This is a genomic window from Blautia sp. OF03-15BH (assembly GCF_003463065.1).
Lineage (GTDB): Bacteria > Bacillota > Clostridia > Lachnospirales > Lachnospiraceae > Limivivens.
Genome location: NZ_QSCM01000007.1, coordinates 49,315 through 70,917, shown reverse-complemented (window position 1 = coordinate 70,917; position 21,603 = coordinate 49,315). Strand labels below are relative to the sequence as shown.

16 protein-coding genes are annotated in these 21,603 nt (G+C 48.4%); 1 reads left to right on the top strand and 15 read right to left on the bottom strand.

Annotation, left to right across the window (positions count from 1 at the left end; all coding sequences use genetic code 11):
- Positions 1–13: 13 nt before the first annotated feature.
- From DXA57_RS09350 to DXA57_RS09285, 14 genes are all read right to left on the bottom strand, one after another.
- Positions 14–1,417, bottom strand: a complete 1,404-nt coding sequence (locus tag DXA57_RS09350; protein WP_158571281.1) for a transglutaminase-like domain-containing protein — start codon at positions 1,415–1,417, stop codon at positions 14–16.
- Positions 1,414–2,316 carry a C40 family peptidase gene (locus DXA57_RS09345; RefSeq protein ID WP_117766902.1) on the bottom strand — a complete coding sequence of 301 codons (903 nt, stop codon included), beginning with the start codon at positions 2,314–2,316 and terminating at the stop codon, positions 1,414–1,416. Before DXA57_RS09345 ends, DXA57_RS09350 begins: the two co-directional genes overlap by 4 nt.
- Before the next feature lie 75 nt (positions 2,317–2,391).
- Positions 2,392–3,498 (bottom strand): dipeptide epimerase, encoded by a 1,107-nt coding sequence (locus tag DXA57_RS09340; RefSeq protein ID WP_117766900.1) that lies wholly within the window; start codon positions 3,496–3,498, stop codon positions 2,392–2,394.
- 78 nt (positions 3,499–3,576) lie between these two features.
- Complete coding sequence (locus tag DXA57_RS09335; protein WP_117766898.1) at positions 3,577–5,142, bottom strand: peptide ABC transporter substrate-binding protein; 1,566 nt, start codon at positions 5,140–5,142, stop codon at positions 3,577–3,579.
- Positions 5,143–5,421: 279 nt separating this feature from the next.
- Positions 5,422–6,420 carry an ABC transporter permease gene (locus DXA57_RS09330; protein WP_117766896.1) on the bottom strand — a complete coding sequence of 333 codons (999 nt, stop codon included), beginning with the start codon at positions 6,418–6,420 and terminating at the stop codon, positions 5,422–5,424.
- A gap of 11 nt (positions 6,421–6,431) precedes the next feature.
- A complete protein-coding gene (locus DXA57_RS09325; protein ID WP_117766894.1) occupies positions 6,432–7,352 on the bottom strand; it encodes an ABC transporter permease in 921 nt (306 codons plus the stop codon).
- A gap of 18 nt (positions 7,353–7,370) precedes the next feature.
- Positions 7,371–8,351, bottom strand: a complete 981-nt coding sequence (locus tag DXA57_RS09320; protein ID WP_117766892.1) for an ABC transporter ATP-binding protein — start codon at positions 8,349–8,351, stop codon at positions 7,371–7,373.
- Positions 8,352–8,369: 18 nt separating this feature from the next.
- Positions 8,370–9,371 carry an ABC transporter ATP-binding protein gene (locus DXA57_RS09315; RefSeq protein WP_117766890.1) on the bottom strand — a complete coding sequence of 334 codons (1,002 nt, stop codon included), beginning with the start codon at positions 9,369–9,371 and terminating at the stop codon, positions 8,370–8,372.
- Positions 9,372–9,652: 281 nt separating this feature from the next.
- Complete coding sequence (locus tag DXA57_RS09310) at positions 9,653–11,119, bottom strand: phospholipase D-like domain-containing protein (protein ID WP_117766888.1); 1,467 nt, start codon at positions 11,117–11,119, stop codon at positions 9,653–9,655.
- Positions 11,120–11,342: 223 nt separating this feature from the next.
- The gene (locus DXA57_RS09305) at positions 11,343–13,481 is read right to left on the bottom strand and encodes a hypothetical protein (protein ID WP_117766886.1); all 2,139 of its coding nucleotides are present in this window, start codon (positions 13,479–13,481) and stop codon (positions 11,343–11,345) included.
- A 123-nt stretch (positions 13,482–13,604) separates the two neighbouring features.
- Positions 13,605–14,543 (bottom strand): transketolase family protein, encoded by a 939-nt coding sequence (locus DXA57_RS09300; RefSeq protein WP_117766884.1) that lies wholly within the window; start codon positions 14,541–14,543, stop codon positions 13,605–13,607.
- Positions 14,531–15,370, bottom strand: a complete 840-nt coding sequence (locus DXA57_RS09295; protein ID WP_117766882.1) for a transketolase — start codon at positions 15,368–15,370, stop codon at positions 14,531–14,533. The genes DXA57_RS09300 and DXA57_RS09295 overlap by 13 nt, the downstream gene beginning before the upstream one ends.
- 257 nt (positions 15,371–15,627) lie before the next feature.
- A complete protein-coding gene (gene fsa, locus DXA57_RS09290) occupies positions 15,628–16,284 on the bottom strand; it encodes a fructose-6-phosphate aldolase (RefSeq protein WP_117766880.1) in 657 nt (218 codons plus the stop codon).
- A 97-nt stretch (positions 16,285–16,381) separates the two neighbouring features.
- Complete coding sequence (locus DXA57_RS09285) at positions 16,382–17,728, bottom strand: MATE family efflux transporter (protein WP_117766878.1); 1,347 nt, start codon at positions 17,726–17,728, stop codon at positions 16,382–16,384.
- A gap of 320 nt (positions 17,729–18,048) precedes the next feature.
- On the opposite strand from DXA57_RS09285, the gene DXA57_RS09280 reads away from it, so the two are divergent.
- Positions 18,049–19,287 carry a M28 family metallopeptidase gene (locus DXA57_RS09280; protein ID WP_117766876.1) on the top strand — a complete coding sequence of 413 codons (1,239 nt, stop codon included), beginning with the start codon at positions 18,049–18,051 and terminating at the stop codon, positions 19,285–19,287.
- Between the two features lie 177 nt (positions 19,288–19,464).
- On the opposite strand, the gene DXA57_RS17730 is transcribed toward DXA57_RS09280, so the two are convergent.
- Positions 19,465–21,354, bottom strand: a complete 1,890-nt coding sequence (locus DXA57_RS17730; RefSeq protein WP_117766874.1) for a type I phosphomannose isomerase catalytic subunit — start codon at positions 21,352–21,354, stop codon at positions 19,465–19,467.
- Positions 21,355–21,603 lie beyond the last annotated feature (249 nt).

Genomic DNA, 21,603 nt, shown 5'->3' with positions numbered 1-21,603 from the left:
GGATTTTTCTTTATTACAGCATTTCTACAGATATGATCTCCTTGGTGACCTCAAGTTCCTCTTCCGTAAAGCCGCATGTTTCACATTCCATCTCACCCGTCTGGTTATCACAGGTGTCAATGGGCAGAAACTCTTTCTTTACTGTAAATTTCTGCTGGAAAGCATGGTTTGCTGCCATCCGGAAGGGCTCCAGATTACCGAAATAGAAACGGCGGCGGTTCTCATCGCCTGCTGCATAGGCAGATCCGCCAAACGAAGGATCGGCATACAGCCAGCCATAAGGCTCCGCATAAAACATGGCCCAGTCATGTGCTCCCAGGCTGACCGGATTGCTGTAGAGCCCGGATTCCCAGCCGGCGGGTACACCGGCGATCCTGCAAAGTGTGATAAAGAGCAGCGCCTGAACGCCGCAGTCTCCCCGGAGGTTTGTCGCACAGTATTCCGGGATACAGGTCTGAATGGAATAGTTCCGCATGTAAGAATACTGCACATTTTTCGTAACATAATCATAGATCCGGCGGGCGATCTCCACAGGCCGTTTCTCCGTGCCGACGATCTCGGAAGCCAGGGATCTGAGATAAGGTGTAAAACGGATATGAGGATACTGCTCACTCAGATACTCCTCTCCGGGTTTTCCGTCTGAAGCAGCCTTCGTTTCTGCCTCCGGAAGCTCTTCTTTCCAGAGATCCACATATTTTGCCTTTACAGTATACGCATATTCTGCAAAAAAGGTCCTGTTTTCTTCCAGTGTGTCTTCAAAACAGATGGAACGCCAGCGTGCATCCGGTGCATCCACCGTCACCCTGCCCGGCGCATGATCCAGAAGCTTCACATCTGAAGTGTGGAAAAGTTCTGCCGGAAGCGGGAGATGTGCCCGGATCTTCATACCCGGCTCAAAGCATTCCTCTTTCAGGCGGATCGCTGTTTTCAAGTGGATCCGGACGGATTTCTCGCCTTTTTCCTGCATCTCATGAATTGCCTCCAGAAGAAGACGTTTTGCCTCGTTTTTCTCATCTGCCTTGCCAAGTCTCCGTCTGATCTCCGGCTCTTTATCGGAAAGGTTCCGGATCAGGTTGTGGATGTAATGCTTTCTTCCATCCACCAGGATCCATTCCGCCAGATTTTCTTCTTCTGCCCTTCGAAGATCCTCCATGGAAAAATCCGGAAGTATTTCCCGGAATTTCCGGATCACTTCCTCTTCCGTATCCGGAAATTCCTTGGACAGCTTCTGCAGAATATAGGTTTCATACAGAAGTCTTGTTTTCATGGCTTCTCCCACCGGCTTATCCATCCACCGGTCGATGGCCTTTGCTGCTCCTTCAAAATCTCCTGCCATTTTGTAACGGTTCACTTCATCCGGCAGCTCCACTGCCAGCGCTTTTAATTCTTCACAGGAAAAATCTTTCATCTTCATCATAATACACTCCCACATTCTGTAATTTTGTCCACCAGATCCTGTCGGCAGTCCGGATCCTCTCTTCGAAGACTGTTCACGGTCACATAAGGGGTCTTTGTGAAACCGGTGGCATGGATATATTTCCCTTCTCCCAGGTAAACGGCCACATGGCCGGGGAAGAAGATCAGATCCCCTTTTTTCAGTGCTTCTGCCGGAATCTTCCGGATCGGATAACCTTCCACAATAGAAGCATCCCGGTAAATGAGAAGTCCGTTATCCAGATAACTCATGAAGGCCAGTCCGGAACAGTCAATGCCCTGGGAGGATTTGCCGCCCCAGCGGTACTGTGTCCCTAAAAATTCCATAGCGCTTGCTGCGATTTTCTCCCGGAAGGCCTCTTCCCCTTCAGAAAGCTCTGCCTGCTGTTTCAGAAAATAGCCGTCCCGGTCTCTGGTAAGCAGAAAACCATCGTTTTCCCGCCGTTCCCTGAGATTTTCCTTATGGATATAACCCTCTCTTCCTGCCGCACTCCGTACCAGGCACCAGCCATCCGGAGCGTCTTCCAGATATTCTACCAGACTGTTCTTCAAAAGCAGTTCCCTGGGAAGTCCCTGCACCTTCGGCTGATCCAGAAGATCCGCTTCGGAAATACCGATCCGGAAAAAACGGCTTTTGTCCTGTCGTTCTTCCAGTTCTTCCCTTGTGACCAGCCGAAGCTCACTTCTCCTGATATATCCCTCATACCCGTAATGGGTCAGTACTTTTACATAAGCCTTCTCCGGCTCATCCTCCAGGATTTCCACGGCCCAGCCGGAAAAGATCTCATCCTCGATCCCTGTTCGGTTGCTTCCGTCCTTCTCGCCGGAGCCGCTCCGTAAGTATGCGTGCTCCGCTGTTATCAAGGCCAGTTGTGTTTCCATTGTCTGTAATCCCCCTTTTTTCAAGAATCTTTTGGATCCCTGTCACAATGAAAACAGGGAACTTTTCCGAGTCCGTCAAACCGGCTCAAATGTTACCGGAACACCCGTGATACCAATACCACAGTCTTCCTTCAGAAAGATTTCCGGGCCTTTATAAACCGGGCCTCCCTCATAGGGATCGAGCCGGCAAAGGGACGGACCATCCAGATCTGCCATGGTCACACAGGATCGGGCCGCTGCCAGATGTACACCGGCACTGACAGATACTTTACTTTCCAGCATACAGCCGATCATGCACTTGACACCAAACTGGTCTGCTGCATCACAGATGCGAACGGCTTCATGGATACCGCCGGTCTTCATCAGCTTGATATTGATAAGGTCGGCTCCTTTTTCTTCCATCAGCCGGATGGCATCCTCATAAGAAAAAACACTCTCGTCTGCGAGGATCGGCGTCTCCACATGAGAGGTCACATACTGCATGCCCTTGAAATCGTGGTAAGAAACCGGCTGCTCGACCAGTTCAATGTTCAGGCCGGCCTCTTCCATGGCTGTAATGGTGGAAACTGCTTCCTCCCGTGTCCAGCCCTGGTTGGCATCCACCCGGATCACAACGTCTTTTCCGACAGCATTCCGAATCTCACGGATGCGTTCCACATCCTTTGCTCCGCCTTTTCCCACCTTTACTTTCAGTACATGAAAGCCTTTTTCGACTGCCAGAAGGCTGTCGCGGACCATTTCTTCCGTTTCATTGACACTGATCGTAAGGTCGGTCTCCAGTTTTGTCTTCACCAGCTCCGGTTCTTTCTCTCCTAAGAGACGGAACAGAGGCTTTTTCTGCAATTTTGCATAGAGATCATACAATGCAATATCCACAGCAGCCTTGGCGGTGGTATTCTTCGCCAGACATTTTTCCATCTTCTGCATGATCGCAGGAAGCTCGTCCAGATCCATGCCCTTGATCGACGGGGCAATATAATAACGGATGGCTGCTTCGATGGATTCCTTTGTATCACCGGTGATAACTGCTGTTGGCGGAGCCTCTCCGTAACCTTCCGTTCCATCCTCTGCCGTCACTTTTACGATCAGGTCATTCACGCTGTTCACTGTACGCAGTGCTGTCTTAAATGGCGTCACCAGAGGAATCTCAATGTATCCGATGGCAATTTCTTTCAATCTCATAATAATAAAATCCTCTTTTCTTTGCAACAATAAAGTAAAAAGGCTGCACGGATATCCGCACAGCCTTCCGTTTTTCTTTTACAGAGCTTTCAAATAGGTAAATACAAAGTTACCACAGGAGTAAACCAGACCTTCATAGTTGGTATCATCAAAGAGATAGGTACTCATAGAATGAAGGATCACAGACACCGGAAGATCTTTTGCAAGGATCGCATCGCATTTCTTGTATGCCTCCCACTGTGCTTCCTCTGTATCTGCGCTGACGGCTTCATCGTATGCGGCATCGTACTCATCGCTGTGATAGAAGGAGTTGGAGTTCTCGGTATTGATAAAGGTTCCATACATGTTGGAGAGATCTTTATAGTCCATGAACCATCCGTAATATGCCAGATCATAATCTCCGGATCTTCTGGCAGCAGAGAAGTTCTCCACTTTTTCCACGGTGATGGAATCAATTCCCAGTACCTCTTTCCAGTCATTTACGATCGCCTCTGCAATCTCTTTGCGGCTGTCATTGTTTACGATATAGGTCAGAGCCGGGAAGCCTTCTCCGTCCGGATAACCGGCATCTGAGAGAAGCTGTTTTGCCGTCTCACAGTTTTCTTCATATGCAGATACATCCTCCCAGGGATCACAGTAATCCACAAAATCGGTGCCATCCGCATTCACATATCCACGGCAGGCCAGAGTCACACCCATCTCGTCATTCAGTCCGCGGATGGAGATCAGACGGTCTCTGTCGATCGTGAGAGAAAGTGCTTCACGGACCTTCTCATCCTTCAGAACTTCATTTCCCTTGTCACCCAGGTTGAACATCACGCAATAGTTGTTGTTTCCTTCGGTATAAACCAGTCCGTTTCCTTCCATACGCGGTTTTTCTTCATCCGGACACATATCGGAATATACATAATCACCACTTTCAAAAGAAGCCAGTGCAGAACTTTCCTCTGTGATCAGTTCCCAGTTGATGGTACCGACTTCGATATTGGCCGCATCGTAATAATCGTCACGGAGCTTCATAACGACTTCAGACTCATGTGCCCAGCTCTCCATCTCATAAGGTCCGTTATAAACAGCCTTGTCCGGATCAGTCGCATAAGCTTCGCCATATTTTTCCACATAATCCTGTCTTGCCGGATAGGTGGACGGGAAAGCAAGGATGGAGGGAAGATAGCCACAGGGCTGTTTCAGCTTGATCACCAGAGTCTTGTCGTCCGGTGCTTCATAGCTCTCTGCCACATCAGAAAGGATCGTACTGTAATCTCCTCCCTGTGCTGCCAGGTTGTCAAAACCAAAGACAAAATCTCCTGCTGTCACCGGCTGGCCGTCTGACCAGGTAATATCATCTCGCAGCGTAAAGGTCCATGTCAGCTTATCTTCGCTTGTTTCTACAGAAGCTGCCTGACCCAAAGCAATCTCGCCGTTGGCATCCAGCTTATAGAGACCTTCATACAAATGGTGCAGAGCAGAAAGTCCATTCAGATAACCACTGGTAGCTGTATTCAGCTGCATGGAATCCTCTCCGCCGCCGGTGACGGCGATCTCGATCTTCTCTTCTCCGTCTGCACAGGCACTCATGGAAAGAGACGCGGCTGCAAGAGCGGCTGCCATTGTCAAAGATACGATTTTGCTCATTTTTTTCATGTCTTCTTCCTCCTTTTGACATTATGATCGTGTGATATTATGATGTTGGGGTCAAAAGGTCTTTTGACCCCAACTGATGCCTACGAATTGCTCCGCTGCAAAGCAGCTCCCGCAATTCTATAAACATTCGAAATCCGCTGATTTACTGCGTAAATCGCTACTTTCTCATGTTTAGTGGGTCCCAAGTTCAAAAGCCTTATCATGCAAGCATGAACGGCTTTTTGACCTTTTGACCCTGGCATCATATTATATAAACTCCCGCCGGAGTATATATCTCTTCTACTTTTTCATCTTCGGATCCAATGCATCCCGAAGTCCGTCACCAAAAAGGTTGAATGACAGGATGATCAGACTGATGAGTATTGCCGGAAAAACTACCCGGTAGGGATAGCTGCTGATACCATTCAGCGCCTCGGAGGTCAGAGAGCCAAGGCTCGCCATCGGAGCAGATACGCCGATCCCGAGGTAACTTAAGAAGGCCTCTGTAAAGATAGCTGAGGGGATCTGAAGCATTACCGTGGCAATGAGCTGACCGATGCAGTTCGGAAGCAGATGTTCCCGGATCATCGTCGCCCTTCCGCAGCCCAGTGCCTCAGCGGCGGTAACGAAATCCAGCGTCTTCAGCTGAAGGATCTGACCACGGACGATCCGGGCCATACCTACCCAGTAAAGGCAGCCATAAACGATAAAAATAGCGATCAGGCCGGAACCGATCTTCTGCAGGCCATGGAAGGCTGGCACCGTGTCAATGAGATTCTGCAGTGGTTCGCTGATGACCATTTTGATGACAACAATAAGAAGGATCTCCGGAACGGAATAAATGATATCCACGATACGCATCATAAAGATATCCACCTTACCGCCGACAAGACCGGAAATGGCTCCGTAAATACTTCCCACGATCATAACGATCACAGCGGACACCAGACCGACGATCATGGAGATCCTGGTTCCGATCATACAGCGGACCAGAATGTCACGTCCCAGACGGTCGGTGCCGAAGGGATGTCTGAAACAGGGCCACAAAGCTTCGTCTCCTCTTACCTGCTGATCGTAGGAATAGGGTGAAAGCATCGGACCGACAAAGGCAAAAATAAACATGATCACAATGAGCACCAGCGCTACCATGGCGATCTTATTGGATCTCAGACGGATCCAGCTGGCTTTCCAGTAGCCGATCTCCTCTGTCTCCAGGGATTCTTCTTTAAAATAATTCTCATCCAGCGGTGCGAAATCGTCCGGTGAGATTTTGTTCTGTAGGCTTAAAATATTTTTCATGGCTTCTTCCTTTAATCCAACTGTATTCTCGGGTCAACGATTTTATAGAGGATATCGCATATCAGGTTCATGAACACGATCAGTGCGGAATAAAAGATCGTCACACCCATGATCATGGTGTAATCTCTGCTGCTGATGGAGCTTACAAAATACCGGCCGAGTCCCGGTACGCTGAATACGCTCTCTGCCACGAAACCACCGGTCAGAATGGAAGCTGTCAGAGGCCCCAGATACGTAATGACCGGAATCAGTGAATTTTTCAGTGCGTGAATGAATACCACAACGAATTCTGACATTCCCTTGGCCCGTTCCGTCCGGAGATAGTCCTGATTCATGACCTCCAGAATACTGGCTCTCGTAAGACGCGTCAGATAAGAGGTCGGGTAGATCGCCAGCGTCAGCATCGGCATAAGCCAGCCGCCGGGCTTATTGTAGTTGACCGGAAGAACCTTTAAGTTGACTGCCAGAAGGATCATCAGTCCGGAAGCGATCACATAACCCGGCATGGATATCCCGACAGAGGAAAGAACACGAATGACTGCATCTGGCAGCTTATCCTTACAGAGTCCTGCAATACAGCCCAGGATAATTCCACACACGATGGCAAGAAGCAAGGCTCGTACACCCAGGCCCATAGAAACCTGAAACGATTCAAAAATGATGTCTTTTACTGCACGGCCCTTCTGCAGTACATAACTGGTTCCCATATCTCCATGCAGAAGATTGGTGAGATATTTTCCATACTGCACATATACCGGCTGATCCAGTCCGTATTTGGCAATGAGGATCGCCCTGTTCTCCTCGGAAGCCTTCTCTGACATGAAGGGATCACCGGGCATCAGATTCATCAGAAAATAAGTAATGGTAATGATAGCGAAAAGACTGACCAGAGCCAGCAGGATCCGCTTTACAATGTATCTTGAAGTCTGCATTTTTATTCTCCTTACTTTTTATGCATTATGGCAGGCGGCAAAGTGTCCGGGTGTGATCTCCCGGAGTGCCGGCATGCTTTCCGCACAGGCCTTTCCTGCCTTCGGGCACCTCGTCCGGAACGGACAGCCTGACGGAGGATTCAAGGGGCTTGGCACCTCCCCCTCCAGCCGGATCCGCTTTCTCGCTGCGGAAAGATCCGGATCCGCAATGGGAATTGCCGAAAGAAGCATCTCCGTATAAGGATGAATGGGACTGCGGTAAAGCTCTGCACTTTCTGCCAGCTCTACCATATGACCCAGATACATAACACCGATCCGGTTGCTGATATGTTTTACGATCGCCAGATCGTGGGCAATAAAAAGATACGTCAGTTTTCTTGTCTCCTGCAGTTCCTCCAGCATATTGATGATCTGTGCCTGGATGGAAACATCCAGAGCTGATACCGGCTCGTCACAGATGATAAACCCGGGATTGACTGCCAGCGCCCGGGCAATACCGATACGCTGTCTCTGACCTCCGGAAAATTCATGAGGAAAACGGTTATAAAATTCCGCATTCAGACCAACCAGCTTCATAAGCTCCAGGATTTTTTCCTTTCGTTCTTCCTTGGTCTTACAGAGTTTCTGCAGATCCATCGCTTCTCCGATGATGTCTGAAACCGTCTTTCTGGGATCCAGAGATGCGTAAGGATCCTGGAAAACGATCTGCATCTTTTTCCGGTAGTCCTTCATGTTTTTACCGATGATGGATTCGCCCTCGTAAATAATGTCTCCGGAGGTAGGTTCTTCCAGTCTGAGGACCGCTCTTCCAAGTGTTGTCTTTCCGCAGCCGCTTTCACCTACGATTCCGAGGGTCTCACCCTTCCGGATGAAAAAGCTCACATCATCGACTGCTTTCAGTTCCGTCTTTTTGATAAATCCGGTTCTCACCGGATAATATTTTTTGAGATTTTTTACTTCCAGCAGAATCTCTCCGCTTTCCACATTTTTCTTTTCCATGCTCTATCATCCCATCCTTCAAGTATTCTGCATCGCTTTTTTGATCACCTGCCAGCAGGACGCCTTATGGGTCTCATCCAGCTCGTATTCCGGCGGCTCCTCCCGGACGCAGATTTTCATGGCACAGCTGCAGCGGGGAGCAAACGCACACCCCGGCTTCACCGCACTCATGTCCGGCGGATTTCCCTTGATGGGTTTGAGTTTCTCGTTCACATCGCTCTCCAGCCTTGGTACGGAAGCCAGAAGACCTTCCGTATAAGGATGGCATCTTTCATAAAAGATCTGGCGGCTCTTTCCTTCCTCCACGATCTTGCCCGCATACATGACAATGATCTTGTCGCAGATCTCGGAAACCACGCCAAGGTCATGCGTAATGAAAATGATCGCCATTCCCAGTTTCTCTTTCAGATCTTTTAACAGTTCTACGATCTGTGCCTGAATCGTCACATCCAGAGCCGTCGTCGGTTCGTCTGCGATCAAAAGTTCCGGATCACAGGAAAGTGCCATGGCGATCATGACTCTCTGACGCATACCGCCGGAAAATTCATAAGGATACTGTTTGATCCGCCGTTCCGGCTGATTGATGCCTACAAGTGTTAAAAGCTCGATCATCCTTGCTTTCCGCGCTGCAGCATCCAGTGTCGTATGCTTTTTCAACGACTCGTTCAGCTGATATTCTACAGTAAACAGAGGATCCAGAGAGGTCATGGGGTCCTGGAAGATCATGGCGATCTTATTTCCCCGAAGCTCCTGCAGCTCCTTTTTATTCATTTTCAAAATATCTTTTCCGTGGAAAAGGATCTCGCCGTTCTTTACCCTTCCGGTATCCGGGGTCAGGCGTAAGATCCCGTGGCTGGATACGGATTTTCCGCTTCCGGACTCTCCGACGATTCCCAGAACTTCGCCCTTATGCAGGGTATAACTGATTCCTCGAACCGCCTGGATCTCACCTGATTTATTGAAAAAGGAAATGGAAAGATCTTTCATTTCCAGTATGACTTCCTGCTTTTTTTCCTCCATAATGCCTCCGTACTTTTAAGAGCCTTCCTGTCACTGATGCTTTTATATGGAAAAACGCAGGCAGTCCGGCCCCGAATGGCTCAGACCCCTGCGTCTGTAACTCTTTTTTAATTTCTGCTATTGTAATACCAACCGGTATTTTCTGTCAAGAGTTTTTTAGAATACATGTATACAATCAGCGGATTCTGTCCCTGGGTCAGGATTGCCGGAGCTGCCTCGCAGCGTAAGCAATCCGTATTGTATCACAACGTTCCAGAACGCATCCAACAAACTTTTCTCCCCTACAGCAAATGCCGAAACGGCCGGATGATCACCCGGAGCGCCCCGTAAATTCCTTTCTTGGTCCCGGTCATCTCGACTTTCTGAAACGCCTTCCCTTCTGTTTCCGTTCCATCCGGCAGCACTTCCCGGCTTTTCTCCATGTATCCCTCATTCATTTGCCGTAAATGCTGATTCAATTCCTGGCTGTCGATCACCAGCATCAGTTCCGTATCCAGATAGGTGCTCCTCATATCCCAGTTATAGGATCCTACGATCGAAAGCCGGTCATCCACCACGATCGTCTTTGTATGGACCGCTGCTTCATTCATAAGTTCATAGACCGAACAGCCCGTACCCAGGATCTTCTTTTTGTTGTTGAGATAATCTGTACAGCCCCAGGGATTGGAGCCTTTCTCCACCGCGTTGAGTATGATCCTCGTATCCGCATGGGATGCGGCTTTCTCCATCACCTCATACATGGCTTTATCTGCAATGACATAAGGGGTCTGTATGAAGATGTCTTTTCCGTTTTCCAGTAGTTTTTCCATTGCAAAAAGCATCATGGGTTCATGCTTTTCTGCTCTTGTCCCATTATGGATGAGCGTGATACTCTCGACGGGATATGTTTCCTCTGTCCAGTCCGTATCTGCTGCCTGGGAAAGCTCCGGGTACTTTTCACAGATTTCTTTGTAACGCTCCAGAAGCTTTGCTTCTGCCATTTCTTTTTTCTCTGCTTTCAGAGAGAATTTCTTTGCTTTGACACAGTTTTCTTCCCAGATGGAAGAAAAATACTCTTCCAGTTCCAGAAAAGACGCCCCTTCACCGGTTTTCGTTTCATATACAAAAATCTCACGGTCCTCATTGATCCCAGTCTTTCGGTCACCGAGAAAAATATCATTGGAATTTCTGCCTCCCAGAAGATACATCTGTTCATCTGTAATGAGATATTTGTCATGCATCCGGTAATTCACGTTCAGGATATGGAGCGCATCGATGGGATTGTAGATCCTCAGCTCTACATTTTCATGCGTGCAAAGTGCATGGAAACGTTCGCTCCGTTCCAGATACAGAAATTCATTCATCCCGTCCAGCAGGAGCTTCACCTTCACGCCCCGCTCCGCGGCCGCATAAAAAGCTGCCATCATATCACTTCCGCTTTCATCCTCACGGAAATCAAACGTGGCAAATACAACCTCTTCCTTCGCCGCTTCGATCATCCGAAGACGAAGAAGCAAAGCCTCCTCGTTGTTGTCAATACAGGCGATGCGTTCCTTCTCTTCTGAAACTGTGTTTTTTCCCTTTGACGTCTTTTCTGCTGTTCCGCTTTTCTCCATCCCTTCCCGGATCCTGCCGACGTTTTCTTCCAGACATTTCCGGTTTTCTTCCGAAAGTTTCACCGGACGCAGCGGTTCCAGGATATTCACTGCAGCGATCACAAGGATCAAGATCAGGATCACCTGTAACAGTCTGAAAACTAATTTCTTCATACACTTCTCCTTTCATCCCTTCCAACTAGCGCTGAGGCTTTGTAAAACGGACATTCGCAATCCGCTTCGCTACTTGCTCATGAACGCAGTCGCTTCGCGATCTGTCAATGGGCTGGTTATTTCGAAAACACTGTACTAAGATTGAATGGTACTATAGCGCATTGTTAAAAAAACGTCAAGTATAAAATGAGCTGCCGCATATTCGTGCGACAGCCCTCTTTCCTTACTCTATATCCGGAAGCTCTGTATTTCCGATTCCGCGTTCTGTATGGTAAGTACAATTCTCAAAATTTACGCTGTAACCATTTGTACAGGAACAGTCTCCCAAGATTCCGCCCATGCTCGCTTTCCAGTATGTTTCTGCTGCTTTTTGGAATTCTTCTTCGGTTACACCGTCTCCTTTCTTCGGTTTCTCATAGCTGAGATCTCCGGTGTTCACACAGTTGCTGATCCGGACAAGTGCGTCTTTTTTATTGATTTCCTGCCCATCCGGCTGATCTGCGTCAACAGATAGCAGGACTGCTTCACCGATCCTGCCGACGATTCCACCACCCATAACAGACAGGGTAAAGAGACTTGCATCTTCTTTTTCACCCTCGTCATTCTCCGTTTTAAGATCCGTTTCTCCCATGACCCAGGGATCTGTGAAAGAAATTTTTCCGCTGTTTTCACAGCCATCCATGACGGTCTGTGTCTGCATAAAGCCATCCACTGCAAGAATACCGCCGATATAGCCATTCGTCGTCGATGAAGAGAGGTTTCCGCTGTTCTTACAATTCAGAATGGAAAAAGAGGTGGCTGCCGTATCTGTCTTATAATAAGCTGTAAAACCTGCGATCCCTCCTACATTTCCTTCAGAAGTGATGTCTGCTGTATTTTCACAGTTCTCAAGATCCAGCTGCCAGTCATCACCCATATTTGCCGTATAACAGAGAATACCTGCGGCATTCTGTCCGGATGAGAGGATCTTTCCATGATTGGCATTGCCTGAAAGCAGCACCTTTCCCTTCTGCATCACCAGTTCATAGACGATTCCGGCGCCTTCTCCCTCTGTAAAATCGGCTTCATTTGTACAGTTGGCAATCGTGAGGGTATTATCTGCTTTAACCCCTGCATCTGCTGCAATTCCGGCATAATAATGATTTGCCGAAAATACCTTTCCTGTATTCTTACAGTTCTCGATCGTTACCGCATATCTGGGGTCTGCCAGATCTATAGTACCCACGATCCCACCTGTATTTGCGCTGTCAGCCACAACCGTTCCGGTGTTTTCACAGTCACGGATCACGCCGTCCTCTCCCAGAACAGCCACAACAAAGCTTCCTGCAATTCCTCCTATGGACAAGGCTGAGGTGCCCGGTTCTTCTCTCTCTTCCGCTGCTGCTTTTGCTTCCACGGTTCCTTCATTTGTGCAGCCTGTGATCCTGGCAGAGTTCGTACCTGCAATTCCGCCTGCTGCCAATGCAGACTGGCAGCCGTTTTCGACCTCTATCGTTCCCTTATTGATACAGTTTGTAATTCCTTCAAAAGCATCCGCACTCTCATCACCTGTACCAACGATCGCGGATGAAAAATCTCCTGCAATTCCTCCCAGATAAGCCTGTCCACTCTGACCATTCTGCAAATTTTTCGCCGCACTCACGGTTCCGGCAAACGCACAGCCACTGATCGTACCGGATGCGCTTCCTGCAATTCCACCATAATATCCATCGTATCCGATCAGTTTTCCGTCCACGGTACAGTCAAGGATCTGCGTTTTCGATGCCATGCCCGCAATTCCTCCCACTCTGGAACGTTCTCCGGACACCTCGATGTATACCTCTGTCAGGTTCAGGTTTTTAATCGTACCCTGATACACAGATGCAAACAATCCACCGTAGTCAGAGGAATCCTCCTCATTGCTTTCCTCAATATCTCTGTTCAGATACAAGCCGCTGATTACATGCCCGTTTCCATCGAAGACACCGGTAAAGGCTGCTTCTGTTCCGATTGGCTTCCAGTCATAGGCCGGCCTCTCTTCCCCCCAGTTTTTATAATTAGAAACATCGTTAAGGCTGATATCGGCTGTCAGGATATAATGTTTTCCCCGATAGTCATTGAGCGCATCCTCCGCCAGAAGATTTGCAAGATACTGCAGTTCCTCCGCCGAACTGATCTCGTAAGGTGCACTCTCACTTCCATCTCCGCCCGAGAATGCAGAGGCTGCCTTACGATATACTGCCTCCCCAACCTCCCGATGCTGATGCTCGTATTTCTCAAGGATACTTTCTTCCTGCACCGTATCATCTGCTTTGACAAAAGTTCCTGTCGTCGTAGTCAGAACGCTGAGGCAAAGCACTGCTGTTATCCATTTCTTTTTCATTTTCTTCTCCTTGTAGGGCATATTTTATAACTGTTCAGTACCTTCACAGCAAAAATCCACTAAAATACAAGATAAGCTGCCGCACACTCGTACGACAGCCCTCTTTCTTAAACAACATCTCTTTTACGCAAATGCTTTGACCTTTGTATAGATTCCTTCTGCATCCAGTCCATATTTATGCAGGACTTCTTTTGCCGGACCGGACTCGCCAAAGACATCATTGACACCGATCTTCAGCACCCGGGTCGGAGCTTTCTCGCTCAGGCAGTCGCAGACTGCACTTCCCAGGCCGCCGATCACGGAATGTTCCTCAACGGTAACGACTTTTCCGGTCTCTTTTGCTGCCTCGACAAGAAGCTCCTCATCCAGCGGTTTGATTGTGTGGATGTTGATCACTTTTGCTTCAATGCCGTCTTTTGCCAGCATCTCAGCTGCTGCCAGAGACTCAGATACCATAAGACCGGTTGCTACGATAGTCAGATCCTTACCTTCCCGGAGGATCACACCTTTTCCGAGTTCAAATTTATAATCCGGACGGTCATTGATCACCGGTGCAGCCAGACGGCCGAAACGGAGATATACCGGTCCTACATACTCGTAAGCGGCTTTTACAGCTGCTTTTGCCTCGATATCATCACTGGGGTTGATAACAACCATACCGGGGATCACACGCATCAGGGCAATATCTTCATTACACTGATGGGTTGCTCCGTCCTCTCCTACAGAAAGACCTGCATGAGTGGCTCCGATCTTTACATTCAGATGCGGATAACCGATGGAGTTTCTCACCTGCTCAAAAGCACGGCCTGCTGCAAACATGGCAAACGTACTCATGAAGGGAACTTTTCCCGCTGTGGAAAGACCTGCTGCAATGCCTGCCATATTACACTCTGCAATACCGCAGTCGATGTGGCGGTCCGGAAATACTTTTTTAAACATGCCGGTTTTGGTGGCTTCAGCAAGGTCAGCATCCAGAACCACGAGATTTTCATGCTCTTTTCCCAGCTCCACCAGGGCATTTCCGTAACTCTCTCTGGTAGCGATCTTCTTTACTTCTGACATAATGCTTCACCTGCTTTCTCCAAATCCTGCATTGCGATCTTGTACTCCTCATCGTTGGGAGCCTTTCCATGCCAGCCGGCCTGATTTTCCATGAAGGAAACACCTTTTCCTTTGACTGTCTTCATCACGATGGCAACCGGCATGCCTTTTACGCTCTTTGCCTCGTCAAAAGCACGCTTCAGCTGGTCGAAGTCATTTCCGTCAGCCACAGAGATCACATGGAAATTGAAGGCCTCAAACTTCTTATCGATGGGGTAGGGAGAGCAGACGTCAGCCACATTTCCATCGATCTGAAGTCCATTGTTGTCCACGATCACTACCAGGTTGTCCAGTTTTCTGGCACCGGCAAACATGGCTGCCTCCCAGACCTGTCCTTCCTGGATCTCTCCATCTCCCAGAAGGGTAAATACCCGATACTCTTTTCCGTCCATTTTTCCTGCCAGAGCCATACCAACAGCTGCGGAAATTCCCTGTCCAAGAGAACCACTGGACATATCTACGCCCGGGATATGCTTCATATCCGGATGTCCCTGCAGATAAGAATCCAGATGACGCAGTGTCACAAGATCCTCTTTCGGAAAATATCCTCTCTCAGCCAGTGCAGAATAAAGTCCCGGTGCATTATGACCTTTTGACAGTACAAAACGGTCTCTGTCCGGATCCTTCGGATTCTTCGGATCGATTTTCATCTCCTCGAAATACAGATAAGTGAAAACATCAGCTGCGGAAAGAGATCCACCCGGATGACCGGACTTCGCACTATGAACAGCTGTTACGATGTCTTTGCGGATTTCGTTAGCAGTCTTTTGAAGCTCTAACTTGTTCATCTTAAATTCCTCGCTCCTTTATTTATGGCAATGTTATCACGCATGGCGTGAAATCAGTGCAGCAGATCCTTAGCAACCGCCCGGTGCTCGTTGCACTTGAGGCGTGAGAATGCGTATTCTACGGTAAAACGGACATTCGCAATCCGCTTTCACTACTTGCTCATGAACGCAGACGCTTTGCAGCTGCGTTCAAATGGCCGGATGCCGCTTCTTCCATTATACGAAAAGTCCCTGTCTGATGCAAGTTTTTTTTCCTGTTACTCTCCAAATACAGCTTTATAATCTGCCTGGAATTTCTCGATTCCGGCATCGGTCAGCGGATGTTTGGTCATCTGAACGATCACTTTATAGGGAACCGTGGCAATATCAGCTCCTGCCAGAGCACAGTCCGTTACATGGATAGGATTACGGATGCTGGCAGCGATGATCTCTGTATCAATATCCTCTGCCACATCAAAAATATCTGCGATCTGACGTACCAGATCAATACCGTATCCGGAAATATCATCAATTCTTCCAAGGAACGGAGATACGTAAGTTGCACCTGCCCGGGCTGCCAGAAGCGCCTGGTTTGCAGAAAAGATCAGCGTCACATTGGTCTTGATACCCTCTGAGGAAAGAACCTTGACTGCCTTTAAGCCTTCTACCGTCATGGGGATCTTTACGACCATATTCGGATGAATGGCTGCGATCTCACGACCTTCTTTGATCATTCCCTCAGCGTCTGTCGTCGTAGCTTTTACTTCCCCGCTGATGGGACCGTCTACGATAGAGGTAATCTCTTTGATCACGTCCTCAAATTTTCTTCCGCTCTTGGCGATCAGAGACGGATTTGTGGTCACACCACAGATCACTCCCATGTCATTTGCTTTACGGATTTCCTCCACATCTGCTGTATCCACGAAAAATCTCATAGCTTTTCCTCCTTGAAAATAATTTCTGCAACTTGTAAAATCAGTATAGCACATCTGTTTTTTCCGTCAACCGTCCCTGTTATTATTTTTCACACCCTTACTGAATGACTTTCTTCTCCAGCCATTTTCGGCTGTGGAAACGTGCTCCGAAGAAGATTCCTCTCAAGGTCCAGTCAGAAAACATACCGATCCAGACTGCCATAGGTCCCATGCCAAAATGCCGGCTCAGGAAGATACAGAGGCTTACCCGGCAGAACCACATCGTCAGGCAGGAAATAATCATAGAAAATTTCACATCTCCTGCGGCACGAAGACCATAGGCCGGAATGAAGGCTCCCGTCCATACAAGCGGCTTTATAACGGTGATCCAGCCCATCATATACAGACAGAGACTGGCGCTTTCCGGCTCCATACCTCCGAGGATCGTGATCGGCTTTGTCAGAAGGAAAATCCCCAGACAGCAGACCGTTACAACCACCTCTGCGATCAGAGTGAGTTTTTTTACATAATAAACCGCTTCGTCTTTTCGTTTTGCTCCCATGCACTCTCCTACGACAGTCATAAGGCCGATTCCAATACCAATACCTGCAATTCCATTCAGATTTTCCAGGATATTAGTCATTGCCTGGGCTGCGATAGCTACTGTTCCCATTGTCGATACTGTTGACTGAATGGCCAGTTTTCCAAACTGAAACATACTGTTTTCCACACCGGAAGGAATTCCGATCTTCATGATCATTCCGATCTGTTTTCCGTCCGGACGGATGCTCCAATAATCTTTTACCGCGATCTTATTTTTCGGACTTCGCAGAAAAGAGAGAACCACAACAGAGGAAAACACACGGGAACCAAGTGTTGCGATTGCTGCACCTGCAACTCCCATATGAAAAACAAAGATCAGCACTGCATTTCCAATAATATTTAACCCGTTTGCCACTACGGAAATCCGGAGAGGAGTTGCTGAATCTCCCTGTGCCCTGTATACAGAAGCCCCTGCATTATAAAGAGCTATAAAAGGAAAGGATAATGCTGTAAAAAAGAAATAGATCTCAGACGCTTCCATGACCTCCGCATCTACTTTTCCAAATACCAGGCGAAGAAGCGGTGTACGGAAGCTCAGACAGATGGCCATCACCAGCACGGAAATGGACGCCACTGCCAGAAGAAGCTGTCTTGCACTTTCTGTCGCCTTTTCTATGTTTTTCTGACCGATATACTGCGAGCAGACGATCGTTCCTCCTGCGGAAAGCGCTGCAAAAGCCTGGATCACCAGGATATTGATGGAATCTACCAGTGATACGGCAGAGATCGCCGCTGATCCGACATTACTCACCATCATACTGTCCGCTGTTCCCATAAGAGAAGTCAGAAACTGTTCCACGATCAGGGGGATCAGCAGCATTTTCAGTGCATGATTACTAAACAGATGATTTTTTTCATTCATATCTTTTCCTCTTCCATATCTTTGATACTGCATCCTGAATTCTTATCTTCACGGATTGGTCTATTATACTCTTTTCTTTCCAGAAATGTAAAGATATCCCGGAAACGATTGTCAGAAATTTCTTCCCATGTTAAAATAGAAGCAGATTTGTAACTATTCAGCATTCACTGTCCCGCGAGGTGTTTTGGCATGAATATGCCAAAATCCCGAGAGGTGCATGCAAAAATCCCATCTCCAAAGGCGATTTTTATTGGATTTTTGCCTGTAACTGTGAAGGTACTGAACAGTTACGCAGATTTTACATAATTGGGAGGTTTATCATGAACTTTGAAGAAATTAGTGGAGAACGTCAGCTTGACTTTGTCAGAAAATTTGATTATATCCGTGAAGCCGGAACTGACGGAGAAAGAAAAGCTGCCGCTTCCATCCAGGAAGAGCTTCGCTCCTTCGGTCTGGAAAGCCGTCTGGAAGAATTTCCATTTGAAGCCTTTGAGATCCGGGAAGCACGCTTTTTTATCACAGAGCCTTTTGAAAAAGAATATCTTGTCACCGGTTACGGCAAATGCGGCAGCACACCCGCAGATGGTGTGGAAGCACCCTTCCTCTATGCGGAAAACGGAGACGATATCAGCCTTTCCTACGCCGCCGGAAAGATTGTTATGGTAAATGGTCCTGTCCGTCGGGATCTGTATGAAAAACTGGTGAAAGCAGGTGCTGTAGCCTGCTTAAGCATCAGCGGCAGTCCCATCGACGAAGGTGAGGATCTGAAACCCGCTCTTTATTCTCTTCCTTCCATGAAAGAAACACCGATCCAGTGTGTCTGCATCCATCACAAAGATGCCGTTGATCTGGTAAGCCGTGGCGCTTCCAGGGCCAGACTGGTCCTGCAGCAGACCCTGGTACAGCGCACCTCTGCCAATGTGGCAGCCAGGATCACCGGTACAGAAAAGCCGGAGGAGATCCTGACTCTCACCGCTCATTATGATTCTGTTCCCGCCGGTCCCGGTGCTTATGACAATATCTCCGGCGGAGCCATCATCATGGAGCTTTGCCGTTACTTCAACGCACACCGCCCGAAACGCACCATGGAATTCATCTGGTTTGGTGCGGAGGAAAAAGGTCTCCTGGGAAGCCAGGAATACGTCCGCGCCCATGAAGCAGAGCTTTCCTCACATCAGTTTAACATGAACGTGGATCTGGCCGGCCAGCTGGTTGGCGGCACTGTGATCGGTGTCACCGCTGATCCGGCCATCTGTCAGATGATCACCTACATGGCACATGAGATCGGTCTCGGCATGCGGACCTCCAACGCCATCTGGGGAAGTGATTCCAATACCTTTGCCTGGAAAGGCATCCCGGCCATGACCCTGAACCGTGACGGCTTCGGCATGCACACCCGTCACGATACCGTAGCGCTCATCTCCTCCTGGTCCTTAAAACGCAGTGCCATGCTTTTAGGCTACATCGCCGACCGTCTGGGAAATCTTCCGACATTCCCGTTCCCGAAGGAGATTCCCGCGGAATTTATGGCACAGCTGGATAAATACTTTAACCGGTGATCTTTGTAAAGCGAACATTTGTAATCCGCATTCGCTACTTGCTCATGAACCCGGTTGCTTCGCGACTGCGTTCAAAAAAACCGCTCCGGCATGGCAGATTTCTCTGTCAGCCGGAGCGTTTTTCTTCTGCGGTCACATCCATTTGAGGAACGGCCGCCTTTTTAATTCAGTCTTTTATCAGCAAAGCGCTGCTGCTCCGATGATACCCGCATCATTTTTCAGAGTTGCAATAACAACCTTCGCCGGTTTTACAAAAGTGTGACCAAAACACTCATCCTTCACCATCTCATTCAGTTTCTCAGCCAGTTTCTCACCGCGATTGGAGATACCGCCTCCGAGAACAACGACTTCCGGACGGAACATATTGATGGCATTTGCAATCCCGGCTGCCAGATATTTCATATATTCTTTCACCGCCAATATGCCTGCCTCATCCTTCTCATCAGAAGCCTTGAAAGCCAGTTCTGCATTCACCTTGCTCTTATCACCATCACAGAGTTTCCAGAGCAGAGAGTCCGGACGTTTCTCCATCTGTTCTCTTGCCATGCGGATCAGACCGGTAGCAGAGGCATAAGACTCCAGACAGCCCTCTCTTCCACAGGTACAGCGCACGCCGCCTACCTGGACAACGGTATGGCCGAACTCCGTTCCTCCTAAAAGACCGCCGTTGAAGAGCTTGCCATCAATAAGGAAGCCGCCGCCTACGCCGGTTCCCAGAGTCAGGAAGACCACATTTTTTCTGCCTGCTGCCGCACCCGCTGCAGTCTCTCCCAGCATGGCACAGTTTGCATCATTGTTAATGTAGATAGGAAGCGGAAGATATTTTTTCAACTCTGCCCGAAGCGGAACATTTTCCCAGGCATAGTTATTGGAATAGATCACCACGCCGTTTTCATCGTCAATGGTTCCCGGGCTTCCGATTCCCACACCTACACACTGATCCAGCGGAATGTTGGAATCCTCCAGAAGCTTTCTCGTCACTTTTCCCATATTGGCAATGAGCTCTTCCGGAGCAATATCCAGCCGGGTCTCAAGAACCGTCCTCGCAATGATCTCATTTTTCTCATTGACCACGCCGATCTTGATGCTGGTACCACCCATATCGATACCGATGCGGAGCGGATCTTTTTTTGCGCCCTCGCTGGTTGCCAGAGCCTCAAAAGTACCGCTGATCTCGTAAGCACCGGAATCGGCCGGCAGAAACAGGCTGTCGCCCTTCTTGAAGCTCATCTTTTCATCGCCGTTGACGATTTCGCCCTCACCTTCCATCACGAGGATACTCTTGAAGGATTCTTTTCCCACAAAACCGGTAAGTTTCTCATTTTCCGCACTCAGTTTATCCACCACAAAGTAATCGCAGGCAGCCACATGAGGTGCACAGTTTTCTCTCGGACGAACCGGCTCTCTTCTGGTCACTTCCAGTGCCTTCTCCACATGGAGCTCTCTGGGCTTGCCATCCTTGCCAATGCGGCCGTAGTCATACACACGGTAGGTCACGTTTGAGTTCTGCTGGATCTCTGCGATCAGGATATTCTTGCCAATAGCATGAATCGTGCCGGATTCGATAAAAAGAACGTCTCCTTTCTTTACCTTTACCGGATTCAGCACTTCCAGAAGCGTATTGTTTTTGATACGCTCTGCAAACTCTTCCTTACTGACCTCACGGTTAAAGCCATAATAAAGATAAGCACCTTCCTCACAGTCCACCACATACCACATTTCCGTCTTTCCATACTGATGCTCATATTTCAGTGCATAAGCATTGTCCGGGTGTACCTGAATGGACAGATTATCTTTTGCATCAATAAATTTGATCAGTACCGGAAACTCATCAAAACGGCGGCAGTTGGTTCCCAGTACCTCTCTGCCTGCCAGATCAATATATTCCTGCAGGGTCTTTCCTGCGTATGCTCCGTTTGTCACAAAAGACGGGCCATCCGGATGACAGGATACTTCCCAGCTTTCTGCCAGAATGTCTCCCTCGTACGGTTTATGATATTCTTCAATCAGTCTTCGGCCGCCCCAGATATAATCCTTGAAACTGGGTGCCAGCTTTAAAATTGCCATAGGTTTTTCTCCTCCTGAATCTCATTTTCGTCGTTATAAAACGGACGTTTTCCATCCGCTTTTGCTATTTGCTCATGAGTGCGGGGTTCCATGCTCTGTACACCGGAAGCCGTAAATATTTATTCCGCATCAGATACGCCGAATTTTCAGTATCAGTATAACGCAAACAAAAGACTGAGTAAACACAAAATTTTCTGTCCTTTTCTTTATCAAAATGTTATAATGAGGTGCGAATATCCAGTGAATGTT